This is a genomic window from Gemella bergeri ATCC 700627 (assembly GCF_000469465.1).
Taxonomy (GTDB): domain Bacteria; phylum Bacillota; class Bacilli; order Staphylococcales; family Gemellaceae; genus Gemella; species Gemella bergeri.
Genome location: NZ_KI271817.1, coordinates 1 through 3,239, shown reverse-complemented (window position 1 = coordinate 3,239; position 3,239 = coordinate 1). Strand labels below are relative to the sequence as shown.

At 30.6% G+C, this 3,239-nt stretch carries 1 protein-coding gene; it reads right to left on the bottom strand.

The genetic code is table 11. The features are described from left to right. Positions 1-2,817 (bottom strand): thioester-forming surface-anchored protein (locus HMPREF1983_RS02355; protein ID WP_021752686.1); only part of this gene is annotated, 2,817 nt, incomplete at its 3' end. Positions 2,818-3,239: the final 422 nt, after the last annotated feature.

The window sequence follows — 3,239 nt, the reverse complement described above, 5'->3', positions numbered from 1 at the left end:
TGTGTATGTTCCTTCTGATAATTTTACTTTGTGAGTTTCATTTTCTTTTGAAGTCCATTTTTCTACTACTGTTCCTTGAGCATCTTTAATTTGGATTTGCGCTCCGGCGATTTCTTTTCCACCTACATTTATTTTACTGAATTGTACTTCTTTTTGTTCAGGTGTTTTCGGTTTTACTACAAATGTTTGTGATTTATCTTTAGGATCTTTGTGTTCTACTTCATGTTTTTTATCTGGGTTACCATCATTATCTGTATCCACCAGATTTTCGACTGATGTTACTTCTTCATATACTACATATGATTTTCTGGCTTCTACTCCGTCTATTTTCCCAAAGTTTAATTTCCATTCACCCTCACCTGAATCTGAAACTGTATATTCACCGGTTCCGTTACTTATTGTGATAGGTTTATTTGGATCTACTAATTTTCCATCTTTAACTTCATACAAAATACCTACTACTTCATATTTTTGTTTTGGAATTAAACCTTTATAATGTATTGTATCTACTACATTCACTCCGTCTTTGTTTTCTGTTACTTCTGCCGATTTTTCCGCAGTTGAGCTTTGTCCATCTGCTTCTACTGTTGTTTGTAAACTTGACACGATTTTTTTATTAGTAACACGAATTTCAAAACCTACTCCTGCTTCGGATTTGATTTTTATTCCGTCCATATTTTCAAATTTAAGTTGCCCTTTAGTATCAACAGTGAATTTTTTATCTGTAAGTGTGTAATAACCGTTTGGTGTTACAACCTCATTTAAAGTGTAAGTACCCGCTTTAAGTGTAATCGGTGTAAATTTATCTTCTAGTGAATTCCAAATTTGATACGGAACTTGATTACCTTGTTCATCAAGAATTCTAAGTCTTGCACCTTTTAACGGTTTATCATTTTCATCAACTTTCCAGAAGTTAAATACAAAACTTTGCTCTATAGACTTAATTGTGACCGTTTGATTTTGATCATCTTTAACAACATGCTCTGCCACAGGTTTTTTCCCTGCCTGCACGGTACCGTTTTGAACATCTTCTGCTTTATATACTTTTTCAAGAACGGTAAATTTATTACTTTTATCTTTATCGAGTTTATCTGTTTGTAGACTTAAATCAACAGTTACTGACCCTTTACTTTCATTATTTTTGACTTCAAAGTCTTTTTTTGCTGTCGCTACAACATTATTTTCATCATTATTTTTAATCAAACTTGCAAAAGCAACATATTTTCCTGATGAAAATCCTGTATAATCAATGCGATCCAAAATGGTTATTTTATCTGTTGTGTTGTTATTTACCGTTACTTCTTTCCCGGTTTCTACATCATTTATCTTAGTTGTTGCATATGTTCCGATAAATTCAACTTGTTTATTTTTTAGTTCTAAAGTTTTGTCTTGTTCCGTTAAATTAACATCTTCATTCCCGCTCGTAACTTTAATTTTACCTTGATTATCAACTGTAAATTCAATATCTTTATCAATTTTTTTGTAACCGTTAGGTGCAGATTTTTCTGTTAAAACATATTTTCCTTCTTTTAAGCTAAATTCTTTTTCAAAGTTTTTATCTGATGTCCATGTTCCTACAACACTACCGTCGTCTTTTTTCAGTTCTAAATTAGCTCCGGAAATCATAACATTACCGTCACCGATTTTTTTAATTTTTACCTTATAGTTATTAGTTTCTGTTTTTTTATCTAAAACAATAATATTATTATCGACAACTTTTACCGTACTACTTTCCTGAACGCTAACTTTACCGTCTGTTCCAACTTGGAATTTAATATTGGCTTCTTTTTCATAACCGTCAGGTGCTTTTTCCTCAACTAGATAATATGTTCCGGCATTTAATAACACACCTTGAAGGTTTCCGTTTGTTTCCCAACTTAATTCTGTTGTTGTATCCCCAAGTACAAGTGGTTTCCCGTTTTCATCCAATATTTTAAATTTCGCACCCGCTAAACATTGTCCTTTTGTATAAATATCTTTTATTTCTTCATTGGTAATTCCGTCTTTATAGGCTTGTTTACCGAAGTATACCGCAGGTTTAGTTGTGATACGTCCTGTAACTATTGATTGAACCCCTTTAGTCCATATTCCACCAATAGGTTGTGATTTATAGACTCTTAATTCGAATAAATCTTCATCGGGAATTATTTCTTTAATAGGTTTTTTTATCAATTCTCCTACCATCTGAGAAGCAGCATTTTGTGCCGGATAATCATATTTTGTAGGGTGCTTACCTCCACCTTCTGTATAATAATATACCCAGTCTTGAATAACATTCCAGAACCCGTTACGTGCAGCTGTTTCTCCATAAGACTCAAGCCCTGATCTTCCTAAAATATTAGTTCTATCTTTCTGATAAATATAAATTAATTTAGTAATTTGTTCATGAAATTGTTGTTCGCTTAAATTATTAGGGATTGTAACTTCTCCAAGATATCCGTTATTGGCATGGTTACGTTTATACTCATTAACTAGAGTAGTTGCGTCCGAACCGTTAAGTCGTTCAAATGTACCATAGCTATGACCGCTGTTATTGTCATATGTAGGAGTTCCTTTACCTTCATTTATACAAAACGCAAAATCTTCAGCTACCTTACCGTCAGAGGTATAAATTTGCAGTCTGTTCGCTTTATCCTTAGCATGATAAATATTATCAGGAGAGGTTGCGGTTGCAACATTAGGGTATCCTTTTATATTCTCCGAATGAGCAGCTTTATTGTTTATAAAACTGTTCATTATAGTTGTTATTAAAAATATAACCGTTATACCTAGCAACTTAACTATATTTTTAAATTTTTTCTTTTTTAGTATTGGCATTAGTTAATAATATTCCTTTCTTTAAAATAATACTGTGAGTGATTTCTTTTAATAAAATTTCAATTCTCTTTTTTAAATTTTTTCATTATTTTTCCTCCTTGATATATATAACAACTCACTAAAAATTAAAAATAAAAAAGATGTCCTATTGTATTACTTAAAGATATGTTATTTAAAATAACTATATCCCTAATATTAATCCCCAGATCATCTTTTTTACTTCCCACTATAGATTGTACCATATTTTTTTATATCTTACTAATAATATCATAAAGAAAATATTGGAATATACTGCATTGCAGTAGAAAATAATACTCTATAATGAAAATTTGTTAACTAAAATTAAAAAATAAATTTCATAATGTAACTTTATTATTATAACTACTATTGTTATTATTATATAAATTAATCAAAGAAAATAT